Origin of the sequence: Butyricimonas sp. BSD2780061689_150309_C8 (assembly GCF_015560935.1) — a bacterium.
GTDB lineage: Bacteria > Bacteroidota > Bacteroidia > Bacteroidales > Marinifilaceae > Butyricimonas > Butyricimonas paravirosa.
The window spans coordinates 93,481-107,360 of record NZ_JADMSV010000010.1 but is presented as its reverse complement, the minus strand read 5'-3'; the positions used below and the strand labels follow the sequence as shown (position 1 = coordinate 107,360).

The 13,880-nt window shown below is 45.2% G+C and carries 14 protein-coding genes; 4 read left to right on the top strand and 10 right to left on the bottom strand.

Annotated features, from left to right (window positions below):
* Window positions 1-423: 423 nt before the first annotated feature.
* Window positions 424-1,563, bottom strand: a complete 1,140-nt coding sequence (locus I2I33_RS09980) for a M20 family metallopeptidase (RefSeq protein WP_087420128.1) — start codon at window positions 1,561-1,563, stop codon at window positions 424-426.
* Between the two features lie 96 nt (window positions 1,564-1,659).
* Between I2I33_RS09980 and I2I33_RS09975 the strand changes: the two genes are divergently transcribed.
* Both I2I33_RS09975 and I2I33_RS09970 read left to right on the top strand, forming a co-directional pair.
* Window positions 1,660-2,724, top strand: a complete 1,065-nt coding sequence (locus tag I2I33_RS09975) for a DUF2157 domain-containing protein (protein WP_087420129.1) — start codon at window positions 1,660-1,662, stop codon at window positions 2,722-2,724.
* Between the two features lie 3 nt (window positions 2,725-2,727).
* Window positions 2,728-3,192 carry a YqaA family protein gene (locus tag I2I33_RS09970; protein ID WP_087420130.1) on the top strand — a complete coding sequence of 155 codons (465 nt, stop codon included), beginning with the start codon at window positions 2,728-2,730 and terminating at the stop codon, window positions 3,190-3,192.
* A gap of 11 nt (window positions 3,193-3,203) precedes the next feature.
* Here I2I33_RS09970 and I2I33_RS09965 read toward each other — a convergent pair whose 3' ends face one another.
* The 4 genes from I2I33_RS09965 to I2I33_RS09950 all read right to left on the bottom strand — a co-directional run bounded on the left by I2I33_RS09965 (window position 3,204) and on the right by I2I33_RS09950 (window position 6,814).
* Window positions 3,204-3,977: a TPM domain-containing protein gene (locus I2I33_RS09965; RefSeq protein ID WP_087420131.1), complete on the bottom strand. Its 774-nt coding sequence runs from the start codon at window positions 3,975-3,977 to the stop codon at window positions 3,204-3,206.
* Between the two features lie 57 nt (window positions 3,978-4,034).
* Complete coding sequence (locus I2I33_RS09960) at window positions 4,035-4,469, bottom strand: TPM domain-containing protein (protein WP_087420132.1); 435 nt, start codon at window positions 4,467-4,469, stop codon at window positions 4,035-4,037.
* Window positions 4,470-4,689: 220 nt separating this feature from the next.
* The gene (locus I2I33_RS09955; RefSeq protein WP_087420133.1) at window positions 4,690-5,280 is read right to left on the bottom strand and encodes a LemA family protein; all 591 of its coding nucleotides are present in this window, start codon (window positions 5,278-5,280) and stop codon (window positions 4,690-4,692) included.
* A 109-nt stretch (window positions 5,281-5,389) separates the two neighbouring features.
* Window positions 5,390-6,814, bottom strand: a complete 1,425-nt coding sequence (locus tag I2I33_RS09950) for an MFS transporter (protein ID WP_087420134.1) — start codon at window positions 6,812-6,814, stop codon at window positions 5,390-5,392.
* A 349-nt stretch (window positions 6,815-7,163) separates the two neighbouring features.
* On the opposite strand from I2I33_RS09950, the gene I2I33_RS09945 reads away from it, so the two are divergent.
* Window positions 7,164-8,324, top strand: coding sequence for a DEAD/DEAH box helicase (locus I2I33_RS09945; protein ID WP_087420135.1), 1,161 nt, complete (start codon window positions 7,164-7,166; stop codon window positions 8,322-8,324).
* Window positions 8,325-8,393: 69 nt separating this feature from the next.
* On the opposite strand, the gene I2I33_RS09940 is transcribed toward I2I33_RS09945, so the two are convergent.
* The 5 genes from I2I33_RS09940 to I2I33_RS09920 form a co-directional block, all read right to left on the bottom strand.
* Window positions 8,394-9,593 carry an acetate/propionate family kinase gene (locus tag I2I33_RS09940; protein ID WP_087420136.1) on the bottom strand — a complete coding sequence of 400 codons (1,200 nt, stop codon included), beginning with the start codon at window positions 9,591-9,593 and terminating at the stop codon, window positions 8,394-8,396.
* Between the two features lie 46 nt (window positions 9,594-9,639).
* The gene (gene pta / locus I2I33_RS09935) at window positions 9,640-10,641 is read right to left on the bottom strand and encodes a phosphate acetyltransferase (RefSeq protein WP_087420137.1); all 1,002 of its coding nucleotides are present in this window, start codon (window positions 10,639-10,641) and stop codon (window positions 9,640-9,642) included.
* Between the two features lie 129 nt (window positions 10,642-10,770).
* A complete protein-coding gene (locus I2I33_RS09930) occupies window positions 10,771-11,235 on the bottom strand; it encodes a hypothetical protein (RefSeq protein ID WP_087420138.1) in 465 nt (154 codons plus the stop codon).
* A gap of 3 nt (window positions 11,236-11,238) precedes the next feature.
* Window positions 11,239-12,282, bottom strand: a complete 1,044-nt coding sequence (gene rhuM / locus I2I33_RS09925; protein WP_087420139.1) for a virulence protein RhuM/Fic/DOC family protein — start codon at window positions 12,280-12,282, stop codon at window positions 11,239-11,241.
* 114 nt (window positions 12,283-12,396) lie between these two features.
* Window positions 12,397-12,846 (bottom strand): hypothetical protein, encoded by a 450-nt coding sequence (locus I2I33_RS09920; protein ID WP_087420140.1) that lies wholly within the window; start codon window positions 12,844-12,846, stop codon window positions 12,397-12,399.
* Between the two features lie 285 nt (window positions 12,847-13,131).
* Between I2I33_RS09920 and fabG the strand changes: the two genes are divergently transcribed.
* Window positions 13,132-13,878 (top strand): 3-oxoacyl-[acyl-carrier-protein] reductase, encoded by a 747-nt coding sequence (gene fabG / locus I2I33_RS09915; RefSeq protein ID WP_087420141.1) that lies wholly within the window; start codon window positions 13,132-13,134, stop codon window positions 13,876-13,878.
* Window positions 13,879-13,880: the final 2 nt, after the last annotated feature.

Here is a 13,880-nt window from a genome sequence, read left to right as displayed (position 1 = left end):
TGGTTTTCTTCGGGATCTAATGGCCTGAAATCTTGTTCTTGCTTGTATATGGCCTTGTTACGGGGCTATAGGACGGGGTTTTCAATCATGTTATTTTTAATTGTCATCTGTTAAAATGGCGGCTATGATCGGGCGATAAGCGGGCGAGTAGGCGGCGATAGCGCCTAATTGTCACCTAATAATCACTCAATCATCAGGTAACGGGGATGGATACCCCCGTGGAAGGGGATGTTACCCCCCTCGTTATTGCCAGTGACTTGTAGAAATGTTGTGCCGTACTCTCCTTAATATCTCATGTATATTTCAGGAAGAGATCAATTAAAAAAATACGGTTCGTGTAGTTAACCTATCGTTGACCTATCGTTAACCTATCGTTAACCTACTAACGAGACTACGGCACAAGTATAGAGAGACACGCCTACATCATAGTCCCTGATTTTCTTCGGCGATCGTGTAAAACAGGGTTGCTCCTGTTTCAATCACTTCGTCTGGGAAGTCATACTGCGGGGAGTGGAGCGGGGCGCAGTTTTCCCCGGAACCCAGACCGAACATGGCTCCTTTATATTGCTGTGTGAATAAGCCGAAGTCTTCGCCCCAGCTGAATGGTGTCTGTAATTCTAAGTATGGTAAATTATTGCGAATAGCCGCACTTTTTACCAGGCTTACGGACTGCGGGTCGTTTTCATTGGCAGAAAACGGTTCCAACCATTCCATCTCGTGTTGCAAGCCGGGAGTACGTTCGCACTCGGTGGCTACCAGATTTTTTAGTTGCTCGGCGTGTTGGTGTAGCAGTTTGTCGGTTTTGGCTCGAAGCGTGGCCCGGATCACACCATTTCCTGCCGACACGCCGTATGCTTCTTCCCCGACGTGTATTTCTACTATGGTAGAGAGAAAGTAGTTGTCGGATTGCATATCGGTGTTATTCCAGCGTGATAACTCATCAACAATCGTGAGCATGGCGGGAATAGGGCTGATTCCCTTCTGTGGTTCGGCAGCGTGTGAGGTTTTTCCCGTGAGCGTGATGGAAACGCTCACCACGGCACACGTGAAACTGCCTTCCTTGCAGAGAATGGCGTGCAACGGGTAGCCCGGTATGTTGTGTAGGGAAAATGCCTTGTCGATCTGGTAATAGTCCAACACTTTCGTGTCCAGCACGGCTTTTGAGCCTGTACCGTTCTCTTCTGCCGGTTGGAAAAGGAGCAGTATGCGTCCTTTTGTTAACGGGTGTTCCGACAACATTTGAGCAAACCGGAGCAGTATGGTCGTGTGGCCATCGTGACCGCACTTGTGCGCCACTCCCGGGGTTTGTGAATGGTGGGGTATATCGTCCGGTTCCTGTACAGCGACGGCATCCATATCTGCCCGGAACAGGACAGTGGGGCCGTTTTCTGAAAAGAAGTATTCAACGAGCAGCCCGTGGCCGCCCACGTGGCGAATGACTTTGGTCGGGTGGAATACCTGTAATTTATCCTCGACGAAACGGGCCGTCCGTGCTTCGTGGCCCGAGAGTTCGGGGTGTTGATGCAGTTTGCGGCGTATTTGATAAAAAGTATCTTCTTGCATAGCTTTTCAATTTACACCGCGAAGGTAAAATAATTAATTATTCGTGTGGTTACATTTATTTTCTATCTTTACGTCGAATTATAAAAGAAAGCAGGCATGAAGTTAAATAAGTCGCAAGGGGATTTGTTGAAACGGGTGATCGAGCGATGGGAGGCGGACGGCACGATTGACGTGAGTACGGCGGATCGGTTGAAGGGAAGTTATACGGTGCGTTCTTTCGAGTGGAAGGAGTTGGCGAAGTACTCGTTTTGGATTGCCATCGTGTGCGGGGTGATCGCCGTGGTGTCGGTGTTGGCGGATCATTTGATCATGGATTTGCTTGAAAGATTGTTTCTTTCTTCTTATTCTTTGGCCAGCGGCGTGTTTGCCGTGGGAGCAGCCTTGGTGTATTACTGGGGTTGGCGACGACGGAAACGGATGCCTTACAAGGTTTTCAGTAACGAGACGATTCTTTTTTTGGGCGTGTTGCTGACGGCCGTCTCGGTCGGTTACTTGGGGGCGGCTATGGATAACGGGAGCGGGCATTTTTCATTGCTTTTCCTGCTGGCGGCGGTGATTTATGCCGTGCTGGGCTTTTACTTTTCGTCGGTGCAGGTGTGGGTGTTTGCCTTGTTGTCGCTGGGAGCGTGGTACGGGGCCGAGACAGGGTATCTGAGTGACTGGGGCAATCATTTTCTAGGCCTGAATTACCCGCAGCGTTACGTGGCTTTCGGGGGATTGCTGGTAGCGTGTCGTTTTTTGCTGGCCGGAAAGAAGTGGTTCACGACTTTTGATTACTCTACATACGTGGTGGGAATGCTTTACCTGTTTATCTCGTTGTGGTTTCTTTCCATATTCGGGAATTCGGAAAGCTGGATTCGCTGGTATTCCACGAAACAGGTGGAGTTGTGGGCTTGGAATTTGCTGATCCTTTTCGGTTCGGTAGTGGCTATATTTGTAGGTTTGAAACGGGATGATGCCGTTGCCCGTGGGTTCGGGATCACTTTTTTTCTGTTGGGTATTTACACGTTGTATTTCTCCCTGCTGTGGGATGTCATGCATGCCGGGTTGTTCTTTTTTATACTGGCTGTATCTTTCTGGTTGTTGGGGCGTAAAGCAGAGAGGGTATGGAACTTGGAATTTCTGCGTGACCCGAAGAAACCGAATGATGATATAAATTAAGTTATGGATACACTGGTAAGTTTAGGATATTGGGGGTTGTTTATCGGTTCTTTTCTGGCGTCGACGGTGATCCCGATGAGTGCCGACGTGTTGTTGGTAGGCGTGTTGGCGTTAGGAGGAAACGTGTGGGGATGCTTGGCGATAGCCACGGTAGGTAACTGGCTGGGAGGATTGACCTCGTACTGGATCGGGTGGCTGGGACGCTGGGACTGGATTGAACGCTGGTTCAAGGTGAAACGGGAAAAGCTGGAGCAACAGAAAGGACACGTGGATCGTTACGGTGTTTGGCTTGCTCTTTTCACGTGGTTGCCGATCGTGGGAGATCTGTTTGCCATTGCCCTCGGATTTTATCGTGTCCGTCCGAAGATGTCCGCTTTCTATATGCTCGTGGGGCGTTTTGCCCGCTTTCTGGTGTGGGTGTTACTGTATATCAAGTACGCTGATCGTTTTATCGAGTGGATCAGTTGATCCGGTGATCGTTACCAGCTACCACTGGAACCACCGCCACCGAATGAACCACCGCCGAATCCACCAAATGACCCGCCACCACTGCTGAATCCTCCGAATCCACCGCTACTGCCGCCACCCATGGGGAAGATGAAGAATCCGCCGCGACCGGAGGTGTGACCGGGTGAGTAACCACCGCCGCCCCGTTTCCGGAATATGAGTGACAGGATGATCACGAAAACAATGAACCCGATCACGATGTCGAAGGGACTGCCTTCATTCTTTTTTTTGTACTCGTCCGCGGTGTATTCGCCTTTTGACAAGTCGATCAGCACGTCTGTGGCTTTGTCAATACCTTTGTAGTAGTTGTCTGCCTGAAAAGCGGGAATGATTTCATTACGGATGATGCGGGAGGCCGTCACGTCCGGAACGACACCTTCCAACCCGTAACCGACGGAAATGGCCACTTCTCCTTTTTCTCTTCCGGATTTGGGTTTAATCAGAATGACGATACCGTTGTCTTTTCCCTTTTGTCCGATACCCCATTTTTCCCCGAGACGGGCAGCGTAGTCGTTGATGTCGTACCCGTTGAGTGAAGGTACGGTGACCACGGCGATTTGGGTGGAGGAGTTATTGTTGAAGTTTACTAGTTTCTTTTCCAGCGCTGCCCGTTCTTGGGTGCTGAATAATTCCGTGAAGTCGTTCACGATGCGTTTCGGGGTCATGGGTTCCGGAATATCCTGAGCATGAACGGAGAGCAGGGTTCCCGCAATGACGGCGAATAATATGAAGAGTCTTTTTATCATTTTGCTATAAGTTACAAATTAGAAAACAGGTTGTTCGTACAAACCTGTGGTATTCCTTTACTGAAAGGAAATTTCGTCGGGAAGTTCGTTCACGTCGTCAGCCTGGTAGGGGAAGTACGCTTTCAGTTGTTCCCCGGCAGAGATGACAGCCTCGCAGATACCTTCCGTGATCTTGCCTTCCTTGAATTTTGCAACCATGTTTTTCATGATTGAATCCCAAAAGTCCGCAGGTACTTTGGCGTTAATCCCGGCATCTCCCAAGATTGCGGATTTATGGTCAAGCAGGGCCACGTAGATCAGTACCCCGTTTCTTTGTGCCGTTTTGTGCATGTTTAAGTGGGCAAAAACGTCGGCAGCCCGGTCAAGTACGTCTATTTTACTACGGTTTTCGATATGTACCCGGATTTCCCCGGACGTGTCTTTTTCCGCTTGCTTGATAGCGGCTACCATGGCGTCTTTTTGTTGTTGGGTAAAAGCTTTTTCGGGAGACATAAGCTGATGAATTTTAGATTTTAAATTTTAGATTCCAGCCGCACGAGGCCAACGCTTTTTGATTTTCTATTTTTATCTTTTAACTTTTAGTTTTTATCTTTTCAACTACCCCCTCTAACTCCCCCTTACACAGGGGGAGGATGCGCTATATTGTAGCATTATAGCGTTCCTTGAGTCCGTCTCTCCACCTTACACAGGGGGAGCCGGTGGGGGTAGTTGTTTAAAATTTAACTTCCGGAGCTTTTTCTGCACCGGCGGCAGCCTCAAAGTAAGGTTTCGGGAGGAAACCGAACATCCCGGCGATGATGTTTTTGGGGAATGAACGAATGTAGGCGTTATAACCTTTCACTTCCTCGTTGAATTTGCGTCTTTCAACGGCAATTCGGTTTTCTGTTCCTTCCAGTTGGGCTTGCAAGTCACGGAAGTTCTCATTGGCTTTCAAGTCCGGGTATTGCTCGGAGATCGCCATCAAACGGGAGAGGGCAGAGGAAAGTTCGCCTTGCATATTATTGAATTTCTGGATGGTTTGCTCGTCCAGTTGATCAAAGTTTACCCGCATTTGCGTGGCTTTTGCACGGGCCTCCACAACTTGGGTCAACGTGTTCTGTTCATGCTCCGCGTAGCCTTTCACCGTGTTCACGAGGTTCGGGATTAGGTCCAGACGACGTTGGTATTGATTTTCCACGTTCGACCATTGGGAGGATACGTTCTCACTCCGGGTTACCATCTGATTGTAACTTCCTTTGAACCACATGAAGATTCCAATCACGATGACGATAATTACTCCTATTACAATATAACTCTTTTTCATGTTTTGCTTTTATTTTAGTGTTACGAGTACAAATATAATGCTTTATTGATTGTCCGCTGCAGAATGAGGATGTTAAGATTTTAGATTTTAAACTTTTATCCTTTAGTTTTTATCTTTTAGTTTTATTTATCACCCGGTCGTAAATGTAAAGCAACAAGGTAGTGCCTAGTCCGATAGCCAGTATTACCATCCATATGTTGGAGGGGGAATACTCGTTCCATAGTAGGTTGGTTAACTCGTGAGGGGTGAGGTTGACTTGTTGGGCTACATGCTCGAAATAGGCGTTATTTGACAAACCGTCCGGTAAATGGAGGCCTTTTTCGGCAACAAACTGACGAGTGATCATCACTTTATCCGCCATATTTTGATAAACTACACCGGAGATAATTCCGGCAAAAACGTTACCAATGAAGACGGGGATAAAGGAGTACCCCATGTAGAGAGCCTTTTTGTCGTGTGGGGCAATCCGGCCGATATATTCCGTGATTTTCGGAGATCCGGCCATTTCTCCCAGCGAGAAGATCAGTATCGCCACAAGCGTGAACACCACGTTTTGTGAGAATAGGGTGAGGGCCATTCCGATGGAGCAGATAAGGAATCCCGAAATCATGGATTTAAGGGGTTTCATGCGCATCACGACACTTGACACGATAATCTGGAAAATAATAATGTAGAGGGCGTCGAAATTCGTCACGAATTCAGCATCCATAACTCCCGGAGCCGGACTGTAGTTGGTGCTGATGAAAGGGATATACTTTTCAAAAAAATGGTACAACACGCTCGTGTCTATCCATTGCGAGATAAAGACGGGTAGGGTGAAGAAGAGTTGGTTGTACATGGTCCAGAATCCGGCCACGATGAGCAGGAATACCACGAATTTCAAGTCTTTCACGATACTGAACATATTCCGGAATATATCCCCGAAGGTGCGAGTGAGAGAAGTCTGTTGCACGACTCCCCGGTGGGGTTCCTTGTAGAAAAGAAGTAGCACGAAGTTCAGTGCGATAATACCTGCCGATACATAGAACACGAGGTTGGACGATCCTTTGAACAAAAGGGTGACCATCGGTCCGAAGAAAGCGCCTATGTTAACCATCATGTAGTAGATGCCGAACCCGATGGAGGCTGTTTCATCCGTTGTGGTCTTGGCAATTGTGGCCGAGATGATCGGTTTGAACAGGGCGGCACCCAGAGCCAAGTAAAGGTACATGAGGAATGCTCCCGTGAACGTGGAGAACATGGGTAGGAGGACGAAGGCGGACGTGTAGATCACGAAAGCGAGGGCCAGTACTTTTTTATAACCGTAGCGATCAGCTATGGCCCCAGTCAAGACGGGCAGGAAGTAGAGTATTCCCGTTCCCACACCCATCAAGATTCCTTTTTGACTTTGCGTGAATTCCAGACCACCCATGTCGGATGATCCCGTGAGGTAATTGGCAAAAAGCATGAAGAAACCATACCATGCCCAGCGTTCAAATAATTCAATAGTATTAGCCACCCAAAAGGTGCGGGGAAATTTACGAAACACACCCATCTTTTACGTTTTTAGTGATTGATTGGCAAATATAACGAATTCGACAGATGAAAGGAAGTAAACGTTCTTTTTTCTGAGAAATAAGCTATTGAGATAAGGGTTTTGCAATTATTCCAAGAAATATGGTGTAAACTGAATTATATTAACTATCTTTGTACCGTGAAACATTGTGAGTTCATTTTGATCTTTATCTTCTTTGTATTTCCCGGACATATTCCGTTCGGCTCTTTCCATCGTTGAATTGACCTTTGTAAGCTTTCTTTGTTCAGACAGTTTCTTTGCCCGAGTAGGTTTATATGTACGAATCGAAAATGGCTGGAGGCAATTTTAAACGTAACAATTATTTATTATGACATTTAGAGAATTAGAAATTGCAGAGCCTATTTTAAAGGCTATCTGTGAAAAAGGATATGAAAAGCCCACCCCGATACAAGAGAAGGGTATACCTGTGGCTCTTAGTGGTGGCGATATGCTGGGAATTGCCCAGACCGGAACCGGTAAGACAGCGACGTTCGCTATACCGATCCTGCAACATTTACTGGCTGATCGTTCGGAGGAAAAAAGTTCGGAAACACGAGGCAATAAAGGACGTCTTGTGAAAAGACGGGTTATTAAGGCTTTAATCCTGACGCCAACCCGTGAATTGGCTATCCAGATCGGAGAGAATATCACGGATTACGGGAAGTACACGGGGATTAGGCACGCGATTATATTCGGCGGAGTGAAACAAGGACCGCAGACGGATCTGTTACAGGCAGGAGTAGATATTCTTGTTGCCACACCGGGACGTTTGCTCGATTTGATCCGGCAGGGATACGTGAATCTTTCATCGATTACGCATTTTGTTCTGGATGAAGCTGACAGGATGCTGGATATGGGATTTATCGCGGATATACGACGTTTGTTACCCATGCTGCCGACAAAGCGGCAGACGCTGTTCTTCTCTGCAACGATGCCTAAGGATATAGTGAATTTGTCGAGAAGTATTCTTTCAAACCCGACGAGGGTGGAGGTAACCCCGGTTTCTTCTGCCGTTGACACGGTGGAACAATGTGTCTATTTCGTGGAGAAACCGGAAAAGAAGAAACTTCTTGTTTCCTTGTTGAAACAAGAGAAAAAGTCGGTGCTTGTTTTTTCACGTACCAAGCATGGGGCGGATAATATATCACGCTTGTTGAAGAAGTCCGGCATCAAGAGTGAGGCGATTCACGGGGATAAATCACAAGGACAACGCCAGCGAGCACTGTCGAACTTTAAGGCAGGAGCTATCCGGGTGATGGTGGCCACTGACATTGCAGCTCGAGGAATTGATATTCAGGAGTTGGAGATTGTCATAAATTATGATCTGCCTGATGTGGCTGAAACATACGTACATCGTATCGGGCGCACCGGGCGTGCGGGACATTTCGGTACAGCGGTGACGTTCTGTTCGGAAGAGGAACAGTCTAAGATTCGGGAAATCCAAGTTCTAACTGGCAAGAAAATCAATCGGTTGTCTTTTCAAGCATGATGACTGAACGTATATAAAAAAGAACGATCTGTGATGCAGATCGTTCTTTTTTTATATAAAAATAATAGCTTATTTCACTAGATTCATGGTGTCCGTCGCGATAACCAATTCTTCGTCCGTGGTGATGCTCATCACGATTACTTTGGAATCGGCGGTAGACAGTACTTTGTCTTGTCCGCGAACGCCTTTATTGGCGGCAACATCAAAGTGAATACCCATGTATTCCATGTTGGTACATACTTGTTCACGTACTTCACTGTCATTTTCCCCGATACCCCCGGTGAAGACGATCAAATCCGCTCCGTTTAGGGCGGCAGCATAGCTACCCACGTATTTCTTCACGTCATAAGCAAGAATATCAAGGGCGAGGCGAGCCTTGTCGTTTCCGGATTCAGCTGCAGCCTGTAAGTCACGACAATCGGAAGAAACTTCAGATACTCCTTGCAATCCTGATTTCTTATTTACGAGGTCGTTTGCCTGTGCCGCGTTTAAACCTTCTTTCTCGCAGATATACAATAATGCTCCCAAGTCAAGGTCTCCCGTACGGGTTCCCATGATCACACCGGCATTGGGAGTGAAACCCATGGAGGTGTCAACGGATTTACCTTTGTTGATGGCGGTTATGGATGAACCATTACCCAAGTGGCAAGTGATGATTTTTTTCTCCTCAATATTCCATCCCAGTATTTTACATGCTTTTTCAGCCACGAACTTGTGAGAGGTTCCGTGGAATCCGTAACGACGGATACGATAATCCTCGTAGTATTTGTACGGGAGCCCGTAGATATATGCTTCTTTCGGAAGAGTTTGGTGGAATGACGTGTCAAATACTGCTACTTGTGGTATACCCGGTAACAGTTTCTCCATGGTCTCGATTCCTTTCAAGTTTGCGGGATTGTGAAGTGGAGCTAACTCGCAGCAAGCGGCGATCTTTTTCTTGGCATCCTCGTCAACACGGGCGCTCTTAGCAAAGAATTCACCTCCATGAGCTACGCGGTGTCCCACGGCATTAATGTCCGTCAAGGCCTTGATTACCCCATGTTTCGGGTCAACCAGAGCTTTCAAGATCAGATCGATCCCGGCTGTATGGTCCGCGATAGGTTCTTCTACCACGTATTTATCTTTTCCTTCCGGTTTGTGAGTGAAACTTCCCACGGGTAAACCGATCTTTTCCACCAATCCTTTAGCGAGTAACGTCGGTTCTCCTGCCATGTCAAGTAATTGATATTTAATAGAGGAGCTACCGCAGTTTAAAACTAATACGTTCATTATAATTTAATTTGAAAATGGTAATACTTGTTGAGTCTATAAAAGTCTATTTTGCCGCTGCCTGATTTACCGTGATGGCAACAAGGTTCACGATGTCGCTTACGGAACAACCTCTTGACAGGTCGTTAATCGGGGCTGCCATTCCTTGGAGGACGGGACCCACTGCTTCAATTCCTGCAATACGTTGCACGAGTTTATAGCTGATGTTTCCAACTTCAAGACTCGGGAATATCAACACGTTAGCTTTACCGGCCACGGGACTGCCCGGGGCTTTGCTGGCACCTACCGATGCCACGAGGGCCGCATCGGCTTGCATTTCACCGTCGATCATCACGTCGGGAGCCATTTGTTTGGCGAGTTCCGTTGCTTTCACTACTTTGTCAACCAGTTCGTTTTTAGCTGATCCTTTGGTGGAGAAACTTAACATGGCAACTCTCGGTTCGATTTTAGCGATAGCTCTGGCTGTTCCGGCAGTAGCCACGGCGATCTGGGCCAATTCTTCCGCGGTCGGGTTAGGCAGTACGGCACAGTCGGCACATACGATTAGGCCGTTTTCTCCATATTCCGGTTTGTTGGTTAATAACAAGAATGCTCCTGATACAACAGACATACCCGGTAAGGTTTTCACGATCTGTAACGCGGGACGTAACACGTCTCCGGTAGCATTTTTTGCCCCGGCAACTTCACCATCGGCATCCCCGCTCTTGATCATCAAAGTGGCAAGGTATAGCGGGTCAAGAACGAGTTTCAAAGCTTGTTCTTTTGTCATACCTTTACTCTTGCGAAGTTCAACCAAAAGGTCTGCATACGCTTCTTTCTTCTCGTGATTTTCGGGATCGATGATTGTGGCTTTACCGATATTTTTCAATTCGAATTTCTCGGCCAACGCTTTAATTTCAGCCGGATTACCGATCAAGATGATTTGAGCAATACCTTCAGCTATCAAGATGTCGGCTGCTTTCAACGTACGTTCTTCTGTTCCTTCCGGAAGTACAATCCGTTTGTTGCACTTCTTCGCATTTTCTTTGATTTGTTCAAGGAGATTCATGATATTTTTATTTTAAATATATAGTTACTCGCAATCGTTAGCGCAAAAGTAGAAATAAATAATCAATTTGTAATGCAGACATTACAAAAAAGTTCATTTTCGGGGAAAAGTTTATTATTTACTCTTATTTCATTTTCCGAGCTTGAAACGAATACGCAATACTCCATCATTGAAATCGAACGAGATGATGCGGAACGTGCCGATCTCGGCCGTGTTGGTGACATGAAGTCCGATGCAGGCGCATTGATCGTAATCCCCGATACGAATTACCCGCACGGTCTTTATACCCGGTTCAGGAAGGCGGGTAAGGTTGATGCCTGCCGGCACCTGATCGATCGGGTAGAAAATTTCTTCCACGTTGATGTTTTGTTGTATAATGTCGTTTACCGCTTGCTCCACGGTGGCAATGTCTTCGGCAGAAGGTGCCGTTTTGAAGTGGTAATCACATTTGGATTTCTTTTTTTCTATATGGGCGGAGAAAGAACGTTCACAATGGAAGTATTTGACCATCTGAGAATTTAGTAGGTGTTCCGCTGTGTGCATCGGTGGATATTCTTGTTTGTTGTGTTCGTTGAGTTGAATTTCTTGTTCCATATATTAATTATTTTGATTGATTAAATTTACGACGACTTTGACCATACTATCTTTTTCTTCCGTGTGGCTTTCTGCTATCATCAGCGTAAGAGCTACTAGGGTATTATCCGCAATCCTTTTTTCTCCATTGGAACGATACAAGATTCCATTATTTTCCATGAACCAAAGGAATAACATGGCAGCGATCCGTTTATTCCCGTCGCTGAAGGAATGATTTTTTGTTACAAGATAGAGCAACATTGCAGCTTTTTCTTCTACGCTTGGATATAGTTCAATGCCATCGAATGTTTGATAAATGGTTGAAATTGAACTTTTGAATGACTGGTCTTTTTCATGTGCAAATAAGTTACTTTCACCGAATTTACCTTTTAAAAGTTGAATGGCTTCCATTGCATTTTCATAGGTTGCGTGAAACTTGTCATTTTTTGTTGTTTCTTCTATTGTCAGTTGCTGATAATCATATTTATCCAACGTATCAAGGGCATAAACATAATCGGTTATGACAGCTAGTAATCCTTTAGATTGATCGGATGTTAACTGTTCTTGGTTTTTGATTGTATGACCAAGAATATGAACCATTTCTTTCAGTTCTTGATAACGTTCTAACTGTATTTTCTGATTGATAGCATATCCTTTGATTAGATAGTCCTTTAATATTTTATTTGCCCAGATACGAAATTGGGTACCGCGTTTTGATTTTACACGGTAACCAACGGATATGATAACATCAAGGTTGTAAAGTGCAGTCTCATATTTTTGGTCACCATCAGAACCCACATGTGCAAATTTTGCACATGTGATATGTTTTTTTAATTCACCCTCTTTATATATATTATTAATATGTCGTCCAATGACTGTTCTGTCTTTTTGGAACAATTCGCCCATTTGTACCTGTGTTAACCAAACAGTTTCTTTGTCCAGCTTTACATCTAGCTTGATTTCTCCATCTTCTGTTTGATAAATGATAATATCATTTAAAGTTGGATTAAAATCGGCCGTGTATGTTGGTGGGTATTCTTGTTCGTTAAGTTGAATTTCTTGTCCCATATTTTGCTATATTTTAGTAATCTAATATATCAATAAATGTTCCAAACGTTTCGTTTTCTTTTTAGTCATTACAAAATAAGGCTGCCATGATTAAATAAGCTTGTTCTATGCCCTTTATTCGTGTTTGTCAAAGATGAGTTCATATTTTCTTAATCTTCGTTTGGATTTAAATGTCCATTTTTCCGGATTCCAGTAGGAGTATTCCACGGGAGTTGCATTGGCATAGATATGTTGAATCCATTTTCCCCAGAATTGAAGGTCATTGTCTTCAAACCTGTAATCATCTGGTTTATAATATTTGCCGCATAGTTCAGATCCTTCTTCCACTACTATTTTGGTGTGGGGGTAGACGACATGAGTGGTGTCGTCCAATCGAGTGTCCATGTTTTCTTCGGTTCTCCAATTCCCATATAGCCGGAGCGTGTCGTAATTCACGATGATCTGGAGCGTGTCATCCGTGTTGTTAATCACGTGATACTCGTCTTGACACCAGTAATCGCATCCTGTAAATAGAATTGCTAGTAGGGAGAAAAGTAATGTTTTTAGTCGGTTCTTGTTTTTCATGTTGTATTGTTATTGGTTGCGTGTAATATAAAATGCCTGAGGTGTATCTTGTAACTACAAGTGTAATGCTTTTTAGGAGAATAAACAATTATTTCCCGTGGTAATGCTTTATATGGCTGTAATTGATTCGCTTTGTGGAAGGGGGGCATGCTTTCGAAGTGAAAATAATTTCTTGGTTTGAATTAAATCACTAACTTTGTCGCTTGATCGGGTGGGATTTTCCCGCCGCGGGATCACTTGACAAGTGGTTCCGGTTTAAATTTAGGTTTAAATAAAACTGTAATTATGAAGTTATTAGAAGGAAAGACCGCCATTATCACGGGGGCATCAAGAGGAATCGGAAAGGCTGTGGCATTGGAATTTGCCCGTCAAGGAGCGAACATCGCTTTCACCGATTTAAGATATGATGAAATAGCTCAGGAAACCGAAAAAGAAATTGCCGCTTTGGGTGTGAAAGCTAAAATGTTTGCTTCCAATGCTGCTGATTTCGCAGCTACGAATGCTACCGTGGATGAGATTGTTAAAGAATTCGGACGTGTAGATATACTTGTAAATAATGCTGGTATCACGAAAGACACCTTGTTAATGCGTATGAGTGAAGAACAATGGGATGCCGTGATCAACGTGAATTTGAAATCTGTGTTTAATTTCACGAAAGCCGTGTCTGCCGTTATGTTACGTCAGAAATCGGGTTCCATTATTAGCATGAGTTCCGTGGTAGGAGTGAGTGGTAATGCCGGACAAGCAAACTATGCTGCATCGAAAGCCGGGATTATCGGATTCACGAAGAGCGTGGCCAAAGAACTTGGCTCTCGTAATATTCGTGCTAACGCTGTTGCTCCGGGATTTATCATTACCGATATGACCGCACAATTGTCCGAGGACGTGCGTAAGGAGTGGGCTGCTAAAATTCCATTGAAGAGAGGCGGTACTCCGGAAGATATTGCAAAGGTATGCGTATTCTTGGCTTCTGATTTGTCTGCTTACGTGACAGGTCAGACAATCCACGTTTGTGGGGGAATGAATATGTAATA

What these genes read in the sequence shown, in the direction of transcription:
- I2I33_RS09980 (WP_087420128.1), bottom strand. Translation starts at nt 1,563, where the DNA reads ATGCAAGAAGATACTTTTTATCAAATACGCCGCAAACTGCATCAACAC.
- I2I33_RS09975 (WP_087420129.1), top strand. Translation starts at nt 1,660, where the DNA reads ATGAAGTTAAATAAGTCGCAAGGGGATTTGTTGAAACGGGTGATCGAG.
- I2I33_RS09970 (WP_087420130.1), top strand. Translation starts at nt 2,728, where the DNA reads ATGGATACACTGGTAAGTTTAGGATATTGGGGGTTGTTTATCGGTTCT.
- I2I33_RS09965 (WP_087420131.1), bottom strand. Translation starts at nt 3,977, where the DNA reads ATGATAAAAAGACTCTTCATATTATTCGCCGTCATTGCGGGAACCCTG.
- I2I33_RS09960 (WP_087420132.1), bottom strand. Translation starts at nt 4,469, where the DNA reads ATGTCTCCCGAAAAAGCTTTTACCCAACAACAAAAAGACGCCATGGTA.
- I2I33_RS09955 (WP_087420133.1), bottom strand. Translation starts at nt 5,280, where the DNA reads ATGAAAAAGAGTTATATTGTAATAGGAGTAATTATCGTCATCGTGATT.
- I2I33_RS09950 (WP_087420134.1), bottom strand. Translation starts at nt 6,814, where the DNA reads ATGGGTGTGTTTCGTAAATTTCCCCGCACCTTTTGGGTGGCTAATACT.
- I2I33_RS09945 (WP_087420135.1), top strand. Translation starts at nt 7,164, where the DNA reads ATGACATTTAGAGAATTAGAAATTGCAGAGCCTATTTTAAAGGCTATC.
- I2I33_RS09940 (WP_087420136.1), bottom strand. Translation starts at nt 9,593, where the DNA reads ATGAACGTATTAGTTTTAAACTGCGGTAGCTCCTCTATTAAATATCAA.
- pta (WP_087420137.1), bottom strand. Translation starts at nt 10,641, where the DNA reads ATGAATCTCCTTGAACAAATCAAAGAAAATGCGAAGAAGTGCAACAAA.
- I2I33_RS09930 (WP_087420138.1), bottom strand. Translation starts at nt 11,235, where the DNA reads ATGGAACAAGAAATTCAACTCAACGAACACAACAAACAAGAATATCCA.
- rhuM (WP_087420139.1), bottom strand. Translation starts at nt 12,282, where the DNA reads ATGGGACAAGAAATTCAACTTAACGAACAAGAATACCCACCAACATAC.
- I2I33_RS09920 (WP_087420140.1), bottom strand. Translation starts at nt 12,846, where the DNA reads ATGAAAAACAAGAACCGACTAAAAACATTACTTTTCTCCCTACTAGCA.
- fabG (WP_087420141.1), top strand. Translation starts at nt 13,132, where the DNA reads ATGAAGTTATTAGAAGGAAAGACCGCCATTATCACGGGGGCATCAAGA.